This is a genomic window from Arthrobacter sp. P4_F10, from assembly GCF_056401435.1.
On the sequence record NZ_JBFUJJ010000024.1, the window covers coordinates 1 to 13,493 of the forward strand.

The window sequence follows — 13,493 nt, forward strand, 5'->3', positions numbered from 1 at the left end:
TCTCGGACCAGGAGGACGTGCACGAGGTCTACCGCCGCTGGCGCACCCTGGCCGAGAAGTATGAGCCGCACCGGCTGCTGGTGGGCGAGGTCAACCTGGAACCGGCCCGCGCCGCCCGCTACACCCGCGCCGACGAGATGCAGCAGGCCTTCGCGTTCGCGTTCGTGAAGCTCGGCTGGGACGCATACGCGTGGGCAACCGTTGGGACCGAGCTCGAGGCCGCCCGGCAGTTGCACGGTGCCGCCCCGACGTGGGCGCTGGAAACCACGACATTGTCCGCTCCACCCGGTTCGGCGGCGGCGAGCTCGGCAGCGTCCGGGCCCGCGCGGCCCTCGTGGCTCTGCTCGGGTTGCCCGGCGCGGCGTACCTCTACCAGGGCCAGGAGCTCGGGCTGCCCGAGGTCGACGTCCCGGTGGAGGCACGGGCGGATCCGATGTGGGCCCGCGGCGGCGTCTGCCGCGACGGCGCCCGCGTGCCGCTGCCCTGGACCGCGGATGCGGCGATGAGCCATGGCTTCTCGCTCGCTGAACCCGCCGCGGATCCGTGGCTCCCGATCCCGGCTGGCTGGGGAACCCATGCCATCGAGCAACAGGAACAGGTTCCGGGCTCCTCCCTGAACATCACCAAGACGGCGCTGGAGCTGCGCCGGCAGTTGTGGAAAAACGAAGTCTTCACCGCGGACGACGGCGGCAGCTGGCGTGTCGAGGCCGGAAACCTCCTCATCTGCGAACGCAACGCGCACTTCCTCGTCGCCGTCGCGATGGGAACCGAACCGGTCAAACTCCCGGCCGGCACCGTGCTGCTCAGCGCCGCGCCCCTGGCGGAGGACGGCTGGCTGCAACCGAACAACGCTGCCTGGGTGCTGAAGGACTAAAGGTCCGGCGGCCTGAATCTGGGTTAGGACGGTCAGGTTCTGAGGAAGTCGATTAGGGCGCACAGTGTTACTGGAGTGGTGGCCAATTCGTATTCTCAGAGACGTAGCAGGCGCTGGGAACGTGAAAGCATAAGCCGGTGCACACGAACCAGTACGGACCAGAGAGCGCACCTCCTGTCTTGCTCCTGCACGGTGGTGGCGTCGCCGGTTGGATGTGGCAATCCCTGAGCCGTAGCCTGGAAGACCGGCACCGTGTGATCGTCCCCGACCTCCCGGGGCACGGAGAGAGCTCCAGCGAGGAGTACATCTCGCATTCCGCGACCGTAAATGCCCTGGCCGACTTGGTGTTGCAACGGGTTGGTTCGCCAGTAGCAGTGATCGGCTTCTCGCTCGGGGCCCAGCTATCCATCGGTCTGGCGGCTCAACATACGCCTCTGGTGAGCCGAGTTATGGTCGTCAGTGCCCAAGCGAAGCCGATGGCGTACGGTGGCCTCACCCTGGGCATTCTCGGTTTGAGCGCGCCACTTGCCCGGAGGAGATGGTTTGCCCGCCTGCAGGCCCGGCAGCTGTTCATACCCCCAGAGCTGATGGAGCAGTACATCGACACCAGTGCAGGCATAACGAAGGCGACCTTGACGGCCGCCGTCGGGGAGAACCTGCGCTTCGCATTGCCTGAGAATTGGTCCCGCTTCCCTGGGGAAGCCCTCGTGATGGTGGGTCAGCGTGAACGGAGGCTGATGCGTGACTCTGCCGCTGCGATCCATGCCGCCCTACCTGGAAGCGACTTGGAGGTTGTGGATGGGTGTGGCCACGGAATCCCCCTTCAACGCCCGGAGTGGTTCAACGCCACGGTATCGGCTTGGCTCTCTCAGGAGTAATGAGGAGGACCGACCGGACCGTCAGCAGCTGCCCGGAAGTTTGAAGAAGCCTGCAACGTCGGCTGCGCCCAGGAGATCGTGACGGAAGGCGATGGCGTCCACGGGCCGTGTCTCGACGAACAGGACCGCCACCGTCCGGGAGTGGACCACGGTGTACCGGGTCGGTCCGTCCAGCCAGGAGTGGATCCCTGTGTACTCATCGACCAACAATCCGTCGCCGAGCAGGCCCTGCTCCTCGAGCAGGTGATAGACAACATTCCAGGCGAGATCCATCAGTTCATGGATCGCCGCCTCCACTGTTGGAGCGGTCATGAGTCCATGGTCCTCCTGGGCACCGACAGCTTTGCGGAGACAGAGCGGCGTGTCTTCGAGGACACGTCTGCACCGCCAGCTCCGGATCGAACCCACGGCGCGGCGTCCTGGGGCAACGGGTTCGTTCCATAACCAAGGTGCGTCCGACCGGCGGTCGACGACGTTAGCAGCCGGCGTACAGTTCAGGCAGGTCCCCGGTGAAGGCTTCCCGTGGATCGACTCCTGCCGCCTCCAGGATGGCGCGGGCCAGAGCCCGGGCATCATCCGTCCGGTAGCTGACCGAGGCCGTCACGCCGTCGGCCTGATTGATCTGGACGCTCGGCTGATCGTCAAAACCACCGGTCGGAATTGCACGCCAGATGTCGAGGTGGTCTTCGGGGATTTCGGTGTCGTGGTGGCGGTGGACGAAGTAGTCTGCGGCGGCCATGGTGGTCCTCATCTCGAATCGGGCAAGAGAAGAGTGTAAGCACGCGAGGACAGTTCAGAAAAGTGCCCGGAAGCGAGTACCGGCCACTCGTATGCCGTGCACGGTCTTCGTCCTAATGTGGAGCGTACCGGCGGCATCCCCGGTGCTGGGGGTTTCGGATTGAAACGTGGTTTGGATACCGGGGCCGGCGGCGAGGGCGCTCACCTGTTTGTGCGCCCACTCCAGCCGTCGCCGGCCCCCTTTACGCCTGCCGGGCTACGCCTCCAGATGGAACTCCACCCGGTACTTCATGAACCGGATGTTCCGGGCGATGGACAGTGCACGGCGGATCCGCAGATCATCTTCCTGCGCGATGATGACGCCTTCAACGGACTGCCCAGGTTCGAGCAATGCTTCCTGGACGTAGCCCATGTAGCGCTGGATCTGGCCGACGACGGCGTCACTGGCGCGACCGCGCTTGAGTTCAATCACGAGCAGCCGGGTCCGGTCCTTGCTGATCGCGAGGATGTCCATGGGCCCGGTGTCGGTGAGGTACTGCTGGCCTTTGAGTTGGCCGTCCTCTTCGTAGATGTCATAGTCCTGGCCGAGCGTTGTGCTGCGCCAGTTGTGGACCAGGAAGTCTTCGAGCTGCTTCTCCATCTGGAACGCGAGCTGGTCCTCGACCTGGGAGGAGATCGCCTGGGCTATAGGCTGGGCGGCATCGGTGAGCTGAGTGAGCGCCGCCAGCTCTACGGTGTGGGCGGCCAGCTGGAACACCGTCATGATCGACCTGGCAGATGATGCCAAGGCGGGGCTCATGTCGTCCTTGCTGAACGAGCCCTTCCAGTCGACCCGGCGCCGGTGTGGCAGATCCGTGCCCGGGTGGTATTCGTACCCGCCGGTCACGACGCCGTACTGGTAGGTGCGGTCAGGTTTGGGTGCCAGCACGAGGTTGCCTTCGACGATCCCTTCGCAGGCCCACCACAGATTGCCGGCGGCGAGACCGGCCGCGACCTTGCCCTTGTCCGGTTCCTGCCCCAGGAACACCTGGACCACGGCGGAGCGGAAAGAGTCCGGCCCTTCGCCCAGATGCGGGGTGAGGTCATAGTCGCCGACAAAGTCGACTCCCATGTATCCGGCCTCGATCATGTCTTCGGCGAACAGGCCACCTCTGCCCTGCCGGACCATCCATGCTGTCGTCATTGTTCTCCATGTCCTGATGCCCCCTGGACGGGGCCGCGTGCGGTTCCACCTGAACTTATCGCATGCGGCGGCCTCTGGCCTGAGGCTTCCCCTCGTCTGTAAGCAGCGGTTGGAGCAGTTGCCCACAGCGGAGCGGAGTTTTCAGGGGACCAAGGCCCAGGAGCAGGCTCACCGTCGCTCCGCTGGCCGAAGACGGCTGGCTGCAGCCGAACAACGCGGTCTGGGTGCTGCGCGACTGAGGCCATTCTGTTCGTGACCGCCCACGTTTCCACGGGGAACACCCGTTGCGCTATCACTTGTAGCTGCTAAACAGCTGGTCTCAGCTATCAGAACGACCGTAGGTGATAGCGCATCGGGGCATCCGGCCTACGCGCGCTGGGAGATGTTGATGATGTTGCCCTCGCTGTCCAGGAACCAGGCTGCCTTCCCCCAGTCAGCGGTGGCAATGCCGTTCTCCGTCTTCAGGCCGGGAAAATCGTAATCTTCAAAGACGACGCCGCGGCCTCGCAGTTCCTCCATCTCGCGTTCGAGATTGTCCGTTTCCCAGCCCATCTGGGTGTTCTTGGCTGACCCGGCATTGTCTGTCTGGTAAACGAGGAAGCGCGTTCCTTGGCCGCAGCTGTACATGACGCTGCCTTCCTCCATGGATTCGGAGGGTTCCATTCCCAGCTTGTCCCGGTAGTACTCCTTCGCCCTGTTGATGTCCTTCGCGGGGAGGACAGCGATGATGTTTGAATCCTTGAGCATGATGATTCCCTTCAGTGCGTCGATGACCGCAGTGATGGCGATGCTCCCCCCGGTTTCGGTCCCCGGAATCCTTGTCCGGAGCCCGTGACCGCCCCTTGCGCCGAGCCGGGGCAGCCACTTGGGACTCTTCAACGCCGCGCCACCTATCACCAGCGTGAGGGGTTCCCGAAGTTATGTGGACATTATGGACCGATTTGGGTCTGCTGAAACAGGGTGCACGGCATCCGGTTGAAAGGTCATATGCCGGCCCCCAACGAGGTCCTCGCGCTCAGCCCGGAGTGGCGTCTCGCTGATGCCGGCACTTGCACTTGCTAACCTGTGGCCGGTTCCCGCGAACAGTGTGGCTGCTCCTTGGAGATGCGGGAGCACGCTGCCCGTCGAATTGATCATCAGTGAAAGGGCATCGACGTTAGCCTGTTCCGTGATGTCCATCGCGGTTTCGAAGCAGTGCCGCCCATAAGATGAGGCAAAGACTTTGGGGCCCGCCCTGGACGATTTTTGGGTGTGGAGTGCACCGAGAGAACCTTGGAAATGAGATTCCTGAAATGTCCGGTCAGGAACCGGCATACGGCAAAGAAAGCTGGCCGCGGGTAAAACGGGCGAAGCCGGCGTGAACGTCACGGACAATGACGGATCCGGTGCCGAGGAGCTGTGCCTTCTCTCGAAGTTGCGCCACGAGGTCCTCGCTTGGGCGGCCGAAGATTTCGATCGACTTCATCTTGATAAGCGGCGCAACTGGCGGGAACTTAGGCCCCGCCACTTTCATGTGGAACTCCAACGAGGCCAGATCAGGATGGAAATGGAGGACACTCATGGTGGAGCCGTCCTCTGAGAAACAGACGCTGTAGGAGATGATCCGAGGCTCATTCTGTTCAACGAACGCGGCGAGTTCTGCCATGGCTGTCTTGAGTTCCTCAAGTTTGCCGGAGYGGACCTCCGAAGTATCAAGGTAAGCGACGAAATCATCCATGTCAGCTCTCCCGTTGAAGGCCCTGGCTGAACGCCTGGACCTGGTTCACTACGCACAATTGTCCTCCCGATCCTCTATGGAAGCGCGGCGGATTTATGGCTCCAGGATCACGGCCAGCAGTATGCCCTGAGAATTCGCCACCGGGCCCATGGCCGCGATGACCTCACCGGGCTTGGAGCCCGAGGGCAACTGCATCACCCGACGGGTCCCCGCACCTTGCCGCCCCTTAACCCCGGCGGTAGCCTGAAAAGCAGATGACGGGCCGCGCCGCCCACCACCGGTTCCGCGAGTGCCGGGCCGGGCAGCGCCCACCGGCTCAGACCCGCCACCGGGAACGTGGAGGCGCGATGTCTACACTCGCACACGGCCGGGAGGCCTATGCCGAACGGCGCTGGCCGGACGCCGTAGGGCAGTACACCGCTGCCGACCACGACGCCGAACTGCCGGCCAGCGATCTGGAACAGCTGGCCACCTCCGTCATCCTCACCGGCCGGGGCTCCGAGGGAGTGGACATCCTGGCCCGGGCGCACCTGAAGTACCTCGCCGAAGGCGACTACGACGCCGCCGCCCGCTGCGCCGCCTGGTCCGGGTTGAACCTCATGCTGCTGGGCGAGGCGGCCCGCAGCGCCGGCTGGCTCGCCCGTGCCCACCGGATCGTCGAGGACCTGCCCGAGCCCTGCCCCTTCGAGGGCATGCTGTTCGTCCCTGCCGGGCTGGGCGCCCTCTACCGAGGCGACGGCGCCGCCGCCGCGGAGGCCTTCACCCGGGCCGCTGACCTCGGACGGGAACGTGGCGACGCTGACGCGGCGGCCCTCGGTTTGCTGGGTCTCGGGCAGGCAAGGATCATGCTGGGCCGGCTCGAGGACGGCCTGGCCCTGCTCGACGAAGCCATGGTCGCCGTCACCGTGGGGGAGATCTCGCCGGTCCCGGCCGGGATCATCTACTGCGCAGTGATCGGAACCTGCCTTCTGGCCTTCGACCTGCGCCGTGCCCACGAGTGGACACGGGCGCTGGACCGGTGGTGCGACGCGCAGCAGAACCTGGTGGCCTTCAGCGGCCAATGCCAGATGCACCGGGCCGAGCTGTACCGGCTGCACGGCGCCTGGACCGAGGCGATCGACGCGGCCCAGATGGCGCAGGACCTCGCCTTCCGCGGCGACCTGCTGGCCACCTACGGCGGCTTCTACGAACAGGGCGAAATCCAACGGCTCCGGGGCGACTTCGACGCCGCCGAGGCCTCCTACCTGCACGCTCAGGAGACCGGTTTCCCCCCGCAGCCCGGGCTGGCGCTCCTGCGTCTGGCCCAGGGCAAGCCGGACCAGGCCCAGTCCCTGCTCCGGCAGGCTATGGACGGCGCCGACCCCACGTACCGGCGCCAGATGCTCGCCGCCCGGGTGGAAATCGAACTGGCAGCACGCGACGCACGGGCAGCACGGGCTGCCGCGGAGGAACTGGCTTCGCTCTGCGCCTCGATCGACATGCCCCTGCTGCACGCCCTCGCCGAGCAGTCCGAGGCCTCTGTCCTGTTCCACGAAGGCGACCTTCAGGCTGCCCTGGTCCCGCTTCGCCGCGCGTGGTCCCGCTGGCTCAGCCTCGACGCACCGTTCGAAGCGGCCCGCTGCCGCGCCCTCCTGGCCAGGCTGTGCGCCGCGCTCGGCGATGAGGAATCCGCCCGGCTGGAACTTGAGGCGGCCCGGGCAGTATTTTCCGAGCTGCGCGCCGCGCCGGCGCTCTCGGAGCTTGAGCAATCGGTGCCCGTCGCGCCGGACGCCCGGACAGCCCCGGCGCCAACCACCGGGAACGACGTTCATCACGCCGCCGCCGCCGGGCCGCTCACCGCACGCGAAACCGAAGTGGTCCAGCTCGTCTCCACCGGTCTGAGCAACCGAAACATTGCTTCCGAGCTGTTCATCAGCGAAAAAACGGTGGCCCGGCACCTGAGCAATATCTTCACCAAGTTGGGCCTGACCTCCCGAGCCGCGGTCACGGCCTACGCCTACCAGCACGGACTCGCCCTGACCTCCCGCCCTGCATAAAACTACCCATTCCCCGCCCGCCGGATTTCTCCCCGGGAAATGGGTGATTCGCCCGATTCGCCGCGATGCGGCGAAAAATAGCGTTAATGGCATGAACGTTTCAGTGCTCGCAGGAATGGTTTCCACCGGCCTCTTCGCGGTGAGCTACTTGCCCATGCTGCTCAAGGCACTACGCACGAGGGATCTTGACTCCTACAGCCTCGGCTACCTCGCGCTGAGCAACGTCGCCAACGCAGTGCACTCCGTGTACGTCTTCAGCCTCCCTCCGGGGCCGATCTGGCTATTGCACTCCTTCTACGTCGTCGCCTCCGCGCTGCTGCTCATCTGGTACCTGAGCTTCCGGTCCGGACCCGCCGGCCACCCGGCGCCACAGCAGTCACAACGTTCATAACCACCCCACTGCACATGCAACACCAAGAAGGGACCACCATGAACACCACCCCAGCAACTGACACCCGCGGCGCCGTCGGCACTGGCATAGTCGGCATTGGCGCCGTCGACACCGTCATCATCGGTGCCGGACAGTCCGGCCTGGCGCTGGGCTACTACCTGGCGCAGCAGCACCGGAACTTTGTCATTCTCGACGCCGGCACACGGGTTGGCGACGCGTGGCGGAGCCGCTGGGACTCGCTGCGCCTGTTCACCCCCGCCAAGTACAACGGTCTGCCCGGCCGGCCCTTCCCCGGCGACCGCCTCGCCTTCCCCACCAAGGACGAGCAGGCGGACTATCTGGAGGACTACGCCGCCCGGTTCCACCTGCCGGTCCGGCCCAACACGGCCGTCACCCGGCTGAGCCACGACGGGCAGCGGTTCCACGTCATGGCCGGCGCGCAGCGCTGGACGGCGGCGAACGTCGTCCTCGCCACCGGCGCCTGCCAGCTGCCCAAGACGCCGGGCTTTGCGGCTGAACTGCCGTCCGACGTCGTGCAGATCCACTCCCACAGCTACAAGAACCCGGCCCAGCTCAAGCCCGGTCCCGTCCTGGTAGTGGGGGTGGGCAACTCCGGAGCGGAGATCGCCCTGGAGACCAGCCGCACCCATGAAACCTGGCTGGCCGGCAAGCCGAGTGCCGAGATCCCGTTCCGGCACGGCCGGACCGCGGCCCGCTTCTTCATCCCGGTGGTCCGCTTCGCCGGGATGCACGTGCTGAACACCAACACACCGGTCGGGCGCAAGGTGCTGCCCAAGATGGCTGCCATGGCTACACCGCTGATCCGCACCAAGCTCGCGGACCTCAGCGCCGCCGGCGTCCACCTGGTGCCGCGGGTCACCGGAGTCCAGGACGGCGAAGTAATACTCGACGACGGCCAGAGCCTTCCAGTGGCGAACGTCATCTGGTGCACCGGCTTCACCGAGGCCTACCCATGGCTGGACATCCCGGCCCTGCCCGCGAACTGGCGGGAGCAGCAGCACCGCGGGATCGTGGATGCCCTGCCGGGCCTGTACCTCCTGGGGAAAGACCTCATCTTCGCCGCAGCATCTGAAACCCTCCCCGGCGTGTGCCGGGACGCCAAATACCTGGCGAAGCGGCTGGCCGCCACCCGGGCTCCGCAGCACGCAGCGGAGGTACCGAGCGGGCTGGCGGCATAACGCAGTTGTCGGGAAGTCGTTGTCGAATTCAAGGTCGGGGACAATCTCGCCGTTGTCAGGTGGTGAGCGGCGGCCCGATGATCTCGATGTTGTGGCGTGCAGCGATCGCGGTTAGTGCCTCGCCGTCGATGGGTGCAGGTTCCGGCAGTTCCCTGCGGCCTGCCGGCGCTCCTGCCTCGGCGGCGAAAGTTTCAAAGCCGGCCGGCACGGTGATCACGAGGCTGCGGAAGGCCTCTTCCGGCCCGGCAAGAAATGTGTGGGTGGAACCTTGGGGAAGAAAGACGAAATCGCCCTTTTGCACGGTGAAGCGCTGCCCGTCGCTCTCGAACAGAGCCGTGCCCGAAATAACGTAGAAGGATTCATCCTCAACCAGATGCCGGTGCATCGGTGGCGCGTAGCCAGCCGGATGCAGAATCTCCGTAATGGTCAGCCGCTGCTTCGTCTCCGGGCCGCCTGCCTTGACCAAGACCAATGCATTCGTGAACCACAGGGCGGTCCCCTCGTCGGCTGCAAGTTTGTACGCCCTGCCCTGTACGCCGGTGGCCGGCGCGTTCGTATCATCGGACCTGTCCATGACGCTCCTCAGCTTGAAAGTGCCTGCAATGCTACTCAGGATCCGGATCCGATCAATGCCGTGCAGCTTACTGGCGTCCGCACCTACGCCAGGACGGAACGGCATAACAGCGCCGGGACCCAGCCTTACGATGGGTCCCGATCTCTCGGCAGGGCTGCCAGCCCTGCCCTCCGCGGTCGGCGGGCGTTCACGCTGTTCTTAGCGTTGTTTGCCGGTTTCGGTGCCCGTGACGTTGAACGAGGCGTCCAATTTCACTGTCGCTGATGTCCCGTCGGCCTTCCGGATATGGGCCTCGTAGGCAGCCCCCTCCGCATYGGTTTCGACACGGACGACGGTCGCCCCGGGGTTGGCGTCCGTCACTGCCGCTTCCACACGTGCGGCAGTGTCACCTGTTAGCAGCTGCTCGGTGATGCCGTTGGATTGATGGCTGCCCTTGTGCTGGGAAGCGGACGGTGTGGTGGAGGTCGCCGCGCCGTCCGGAGCGGCCATTGCGAGATACATGCCGCCGCCGGCGAGAACGGCCGTTAATGCTGCGCCCGCTGCGACGTTTCGAACTGTTTTCATCGCGTGCTCCTGATTTCTGCGATCAGGCCCATCGGTGTTTGACTGACCGCTTTCTCGTCCTGGGCATCGTGTCCCCGCAACGCCCAGCGCGGGTGAATCCGAGTAGGGACATTGTGGATTCTACGCATGTGTGAGGGTGACGACTAGGAGCATTTAGGACCATGGCTTTCCCGGCGCACAAGACCTTTTCCGGGTCCTTGACTACCCGGAAGCGACGCAGTTCCACGACCTGCCGGGCAGAGGTCGGTTTCACTGGCACCCTGTGAGGACGCCCGCCGTCACAGGTCACCCGATCACTCCTCGACGAACTCCAGCAGGTCACCCGGCTGGCACTTCAGGACCCGGCACATTGCTTCCAGGGTGCTGAAGCGGACAGCCTTTGCCCGGCCGTTTTTCAGCACCGCCACGTTCGCCGGGGTGAGTCCCACGCGTTCGGCGAACTCCCCCACGCTCATCTTTTGTTTGGCCAGTTCGACGTCGATGCGCACCACGATGGGCATCAGATCACCGCTTCCATGTCGGTGCGGAGGTCCGTGGCCTGCCGGAGCAGCGCGCGCAGCACTACCACCACAAGGCCCAGCGCGGCGCCGGCCACCAGCAGCAGGAACAGCAGGAGCGGCAGGCCAGGGTCATCCGCGTTAAGGACCACGGAGGCGGACAGTGCCGCCAGCATGGTCCATCCGGCGGCGATGGCCCAGACGATCGCGTCCACCCACCGCAGTGCCTCGTTACTGGAGATGCTGCCGACCTTGACCATGGTCAGCAACTTCCAGGTGCTCACGATCATCACCTGGACGCAAGCAACTTCCAGGATCGAGAAGATGGTGAGCGGCCATTGCAGGGAAGCGCGCTCTGGATTCTCCTGCGCCATGTGGGCGAACTGCCCGGGGAGGGACATGACTTGGAACAGGACCAACAGGAGGAACGCCACAACCAGGACGATCCGAAGGGCGATGACTGCCAAGCGAGTAAATTGCATGCATCGAGTTTCGGTCATTAACTATCGAAAGTCAATCGACAAATATTTGTTCTGCGTACGCTCCCGACGTGACAGCCCGCTGCCAGCCCAATCCGCTTCCGCCACCGTCCGCAGGATGCCAGAGTTGAACAATGAACGAGTCATCGGGGAATGAGGCAATCGGGAATGAGCAAACTGGCGGGCTGGTCCTGAACCTGGAGTGCACGCTCGCCGCTCCCCCGGAAGAAGTCTTCAGGATGCTGACGGAACCGGCCGAACTGGTGAAGTGGTGGGGCCCGCGCGGCTTCACCATTCCCGAGGCGGAACTCAACCTCGCCGAAGGCGGCCGCTACCGATTCGCCATGAAGCCGCCCGACGGCGAGCCCTTCCACCTCTCAGGCGAGTTCCTGGAAATCGACCCGCCTTGGCATCTGGTGTACACATTCCGCTGGGAGGAACCGACGCCAGACGACCGGGAAACCGTCGTCGATCTCTCGCTCGGGAGTACCGGCAAAGGCACGCGCCTGGTGCTCTCGCAGGGACCGTTCCTGACGGACGAACGCCTTGAACTGCACCGCGGCGGCTGGACTGAGTCGTTTGAGAAGCTGCGCTTGGTTACTGACGCCCTCGCCTAGAAAATGAGGGCCGGATGGCGCACCTGGCTCGCACGCAGGCCGCCACACAGTCCGCCACGTGGTCAGTGGCCGGGTGGCGGCGGCGGGACCTGATCGCCCTTGCCGATGTTCTGCATGCCGACCGGCTCGCCCGCCCTGGTGTTGGTCCTCTTGTTGATCAGCCAGGTGATGAACCACAGCACGACGCCGATCGCCATCAGTCCCCCGGCGATCTGGTACTGGATAACGGGCCGGCCCACCCATGGTCCGGCGAGGAAGGCGCACAGCAGGGCCGCGACGATCGGCATCGGCCCCGGCGAGGTGAAGAACACCTCGCGGTTGGGGTCCCTCTTGCCGCGGAGGACAACGCAGGCCACGTTCACCAGGGTGAACACGCACAGCAGCAGGAACGCCGTAGTGCCGGAGAGGTTCGCCACGACATTGCTCTCCGGGTCGCTGGTGACGTACCAGATCAGCCCCAGCGCAAGGACGGTGGAAAACAGGATCCCGGCCCATGGCGTCCGGCGTCCGGGGAGCACCCGTCCCAGCGGCCGCGGCAGGACGTCCTGGCGGGCCATGCCGTAGATCAGACGGCTGGCCATCAGCATGTTGATCAAGGCGGTGTTGGCCACGGCGAAGACCGCGAGGAACGGGAACACCTTGTCGATGGGGAAGTCCGGTGACCCCTTGTGCACCACCTCAAGGAGCGCGGCGCCTTCGGCCTCCCTGATCCCTTCGAGTTCAGTGGGCGTGAGCACGCTGACCACGGAAACGGCCACGAGCATGTAGAGGATCACGGCGATGCCGAGACCGGTCAGCATGGTCCGCGGGAAGATCCGCTCGGGGTTCTGCGTTTCCTCGACCATGTTCACGGAGTCCTCAAAGCCGACCATCGCAAAGAACGCGATGGACGTGGCCGCCGTGACTGCCAGGAACAGGCCCTTGTCCTGGTGGTCGGTGAAGACGGTGATCTCTGCGGGATTCCCTGTTCCCTGGGCCATCACGTAGAAGCCGACCCCGATCACGATGCACAGGGCGATCACCTCGACCAGGGTGAGCACAACGTTGAACTTCACGCTCTCGCCCACGCCGCGCAGGTTGATAGCCGCCAGCAGCAGCATAAAGCCCAACGCAACCGCGGTGATCACCTCCCTACCGGGCATGTCCATCCAGCCGTTGATCGCCAGGCCTCCAAAGAAGTTCTGGGCAAGGACGTTCGCAGACGTGGAGGCGCTGGTGATGCCGGAGCAGACGACGGCGAACGCGACCAGGAAGGTGACGAAGTGGATCCCGAACGCCTTGTGAGTGTAGAGCGCCGCGCCGGCTGCCTGGGGGTATTGGGTGACCAGCTCCAGGTAGGAGAATGCGGTCAGGGTCGCGACGACGAAAGCGAGCAGGAACGGCAGCCAGACGATGCCGCCCACCGTGCCGGCCATGGTTCCGGTGACGGCGTAGACGCCGGCGCCGAGGATGTCACCGACGATGAACAGGAGCAGGAGCTTGGGTCCAAGGACCCGTTTAAGCGTGGGTTCGTCACCCTCGGGAGTGGCATCGAAGACTTTGTCGGACGTGGTGCTCATGGTTGACCTCCACCGCGGATACACGGCCCTGAGAGCCGCGGCCGGCCCCCCGGCCTCGATGTGACGTACTTCACTGTGATCTTCTCGGATCTGTTTGGCAACACCAAGGTGCGGGCCCACCCGTGCATCTCTCGCATCATTGTGTGTTCACCCGCGGTCCAGCTCCCCGCACACCACAGTCCATCTC

Annotated in this window: 17 protein-coding genes; 6 read left to right on the plus strand and 11 right to left on the minus strand. The window is 64.9% G+C overall.

Annotated elements, in window-relative coordinates:
- On the minus strand, positions 1–236 hold a 236-nt coding region (locus tag AC1DR1_RS18015), incomplete at its 3' end, for a hypothetical protein (protein ID WP_476993023.1).
- 14 nt (positions 237–250) lie between these two features.
- Between AC1DR1_RS18015 and AC1DR1_RS18020 the strand changes: the two genes are divergently transcribed.
- Together AC1DR1_RS18020 and AC1DR1_RS18025 are read left to right on the plus strand one after the other, a co-directional pair.
- The gene (locus tag AC1DR1_RS18020) at positions 251–874 is read left to right on the plus strand and encodes an alpha-amylase family glycosyl hydrolase (RefSeq protein ID WP_229993909.1); all 624 of its coding nucleotides are present in this window, start codon (positions 251–253) and stop codon (positions 872–874) included.
- 137 nt (positions 875–1,011) lie between these two features.
- Entirely contained in the window at positions 1,012–1,752 is a 741-nt protein-coding gene (locus tag AC1DR1_RS18025) for an alpha/beta fold hydrolase (protein ID WP_229993908.1), read from the plus strand.
- 21 nt (positions 1,753–1,773) lie between these two features.
- Here the strand turns inward: AC1DR1_RS18025 and AC1DR1_RS18030 are convergent, their stop codons facing one another.
- The 5 genes from AC1DR1_RS18030 to AC1DR1_RS18050 all read right to left on the minus strand — a co-directional run bounded on the left by AC1DR1_RS18030 (position 1,774) and on the right by AC1DR1_RS18050 (position 5,390).
- Entirely contained in the window at positions 1,774–2,064 is a 291-nt protein-coding gene (locus AC1DR1_RS18030; protein ID WP_229993907.1) for a hypothetical protein, read from the minus strand.
- A gap of 163 nt (positions 2,065–2,227) precedes the next feature.
- Positions 2,228–2,491 (minus strand): hypothetical protein, encoded by a 264-nt coding sequence (locus AC1DR1_RS18035; RefSeq protein WP_229993906.1) that lies wholly within the window; start codon positions 2,489–2,491, stop codon positions 2,228–2,230.
- Between the two features lie 255 nt (positions 2,492–2,746).
- The gene (locus AC1DR1_RS18040) at positions 2,747–3,673 is read right to left on the minus strand and encodes an endonuclease NucS domain-containing protein (RefSeq protein ID WP_229993905.1); all 927 of its coding nucleotides are present in this window, start codon (positions 3,671–3,673) and stop codon (positions 2,747–2,749) included.
- A 366-nt stretch (positions 3,674–4,039) separates the two neighbouring features.
- Entirely contained in the window at positions 4,040–4,420 is a 381-nt protein-coding gene (locus tag AC1DR1_RS18045) for a VOC family protein (protein WP_229993916.1), read from the minus strand.
- A gap of 553 nt (positions 4,421–4,973) precedes the next feature.
- Positions 4,974–5,390: a hypothetical protein gene (locus AC1DR1_RS18050; RefSeq protein ID WP_476993024.1), complete on the minus strand. Its 417-nt coding sequence runs from the start codon at positions 5,388–5,390 to the stop codon at positions 4,974–4,976.
- Positions 5,391–5,737: 347 nt separating this feature from the next.
- Here AC1DR1_RS18050 and AC1DR1_RS18055 point away from each other — a divergent pair, with 347 nt between their 5' ends.
- The 3 genes from AC1DR1_RS18055 to AC1DR1_RS18065 all read left to right on the plus strand — a co-directional run bounded on the left by AC1DR1_RS18055 (position 5,738) and on the right by AC1DR1_RS18065 (position 9,016).
- The gene (locus AC1DR1_RS18055) at positions 5,738–7,426 is read left to right on the plus strand and encodes a helix-turn-helix transcriptional regulator (protein WP_476993025.1); all 1,689 of its coding nucleotides are present in this window, start codon (positions 5,738–5,740) and stop codon (positions 7,424–7,426) included.
- Positions 7,427–7,517: 91 nt separating this feature from the next.
- Positions 7,518–7,817 (plus strand): hypothetical protein, encoded by a 300-nt coding sequence (locus AC1DR1_RS18060; protein ID WP_229993902.1) that lies wholly within the window; start codon positions 7,518–7,520, stop codon positions 7,815–7,817.
- Between the two features lie 38 nt (positions 7,818–7,855).
- The gene (locus AC1DR1_RS18065) at positions 7,856–9,016 is read left to right on the plus strand and encodes a flavin-containing monooxygenase (protein WP_476967122.1); all 1,161 of its coding nucleotides are present in this window, start codon (positions 7,856–7,858) and stop codon (positions 9,014–9,016) included.
- 55 nt (positions 9,017–9,071) lie between these two features.
- On the opposite strand, the gene AC1DR1_RS18070 is transcribed toward AC1DR1_RS18065, so the two are convergent.
- From AC1DR1_RS18070 to AC1DR1_RS18085, 4 genes are all read right to left on the minus strand, one after another.
- On the minus strand, positions 9,072–9,482 hold the full coding sequence (locus AC1DR1_RS18070) for a cupin domain-containing protein (RefSeq protein ID WP_476993026.1): 411 nt from the start codon (positions 9,480–9,482) through the stop codon (positions 9,072–9,074).
- A gap of 306 nt (positions 9,483–9,788) precedes the next feature.
- Positions 9,789–10,154, minus strand: a complete 366-nt coding sequence (locus AC1DR1_RS18075) for a hypothetical protein (RefSeq protein WP_476993027.1) — start codon at positions 10,152–10,154, stop codon at positions 9,789–9,791.
- Between the two features lie 293 nt (positions 10,155–10,447).
- Positions 10,448–10,654, minus strand: coding sequence for a helix-turn-helix domain-containing protein (locus AC1DR1_RS18080; protein WP_090955828.1), 207 nt, complete (start codon positions 10,652–10,654; stop codon positions 10,448–10,450).
- Complete coding sequence (locus AC1DR1_RS18085) at positions 10,654–11,133, minus strand: DUF2975 domain-containing protein (protein ID WP_476967125.1); 480 nt, start codon at positions 11,131–11,133, stop codon at positions 10,654–10,656. Before AC1DR1_RS18085 ends, AC1DR1_RS18080 begins: the two co-directional genes overlap by 1 nt.
- 131 nt (positions 11,134–11,264) lie before the next feature.
- On the opposite strand from AC1DR1_RS18085, the gene AC1DR1_RS18090 reads away from it, so the two are divergent.
- A complete protein-coding gene (locus AC1DR1_RS18090; RefSeq protein WP_476967126.1) occupies positions 11,265–11,747 on the plus strand; it encodes an SRPBCC family protein in 483 nt (160 codons plus the stop codon).
- A gap of 62 nt (positions 11,748–11,809) precedes the next feature.
- Here AC1DR1_RS18090 and AC1DR1_RS18095 read toward each other — a convergent pair whose 3' ends face one another.
- Complete coding sequence (locus AC1DR1_RS18095; RefSeq protein ID WP_476967127.1) at positions 11,810–13,306, minus strand: APC family permease; 1,497 nt, start codon at positions 13,304–13,306, stop codon at positions 11,810–11,812.
- Positions 13,307–13,493 lie beyond the last annotated feature (187 nt).

Coding starts and splice junctions, on each gene's coding strand:
- AC1DR1_RS18030 (WP_229993907.1), bottom strand. CDS start 2,064: ATGACCGCTCCAACAGTGGAGGCGGCGATCCATGAACTGATGGATCTC.
- AC1DR1_RS18035 (WP_229993906.1), bottom strand. CDS start 2,491: ATGGCCGCCGCAGACTACTTCGTCCACCGCCACCACGACACCGAAATC.
- AC1DR1_RS18040 (WP_229993905.1), bottom strand. CDS start 3,673: ATGACGACAGCATGGATGGTCCGGCAGGGCAGAGGTGGCCTGTTCGCC.
- AC1DR1_RS18045 (WP_229993916.1), bottom strand. CDS start 4,420: ATGCTCAAGGATTCAAACATCATCGCTGTCCTCCCCGCGAAGGACATC.
- AC1DR1_RS18055 (WP_476993025.1), top strand. CDS start 5,738: ATGTCTACACTCGCACACGGCCGGGAGGCCTATGCCGAACGGCGCTGG.
- AC1DR1_RS18060 (WP_229993902.1), top strand. CDS start 7,518: ATGAACGTTTCAGTGCTCGCAGGAATGGTTTCCACCGGCCTCTTCGCG.
- AC1DR1_RS18065 (WP_476967122.1), top strand. CDS start 7,856: ATGAACACCACCCCAGCAACTGACACCCGCGGCGCCGTCGGCACTGGC.
- AC1DR1_RS18080 (WP_090955828.1), bottom strand. CDS start 10,654: ATGCCCATCGTGGTGCGCATCGACGTCGAACTGGCCAAACAAAAGATG.
- AC1DR1_RS18085 (WP_476967125.1), bottom strand. CDS start 11,133: ATGCAATTTACTCGCTTGGCAGTCATCGCCCTTCGGATCGTCCTGGTT.
- AC1DR1_RS18090 (WP_476967126.1), top strand. CDS start 11,265: ATGAACGAGTCATCGGGGAATGAGGCAATCGGGAATGAGCAAACTGGC.
- AC1DR1_RS18095 (WP_476967127.1), bottom strand. CDS start 13,306: ATGAGCACCACGTCCGACAAAGTCTTCGATGCCACTCCCGAGGGTGAC.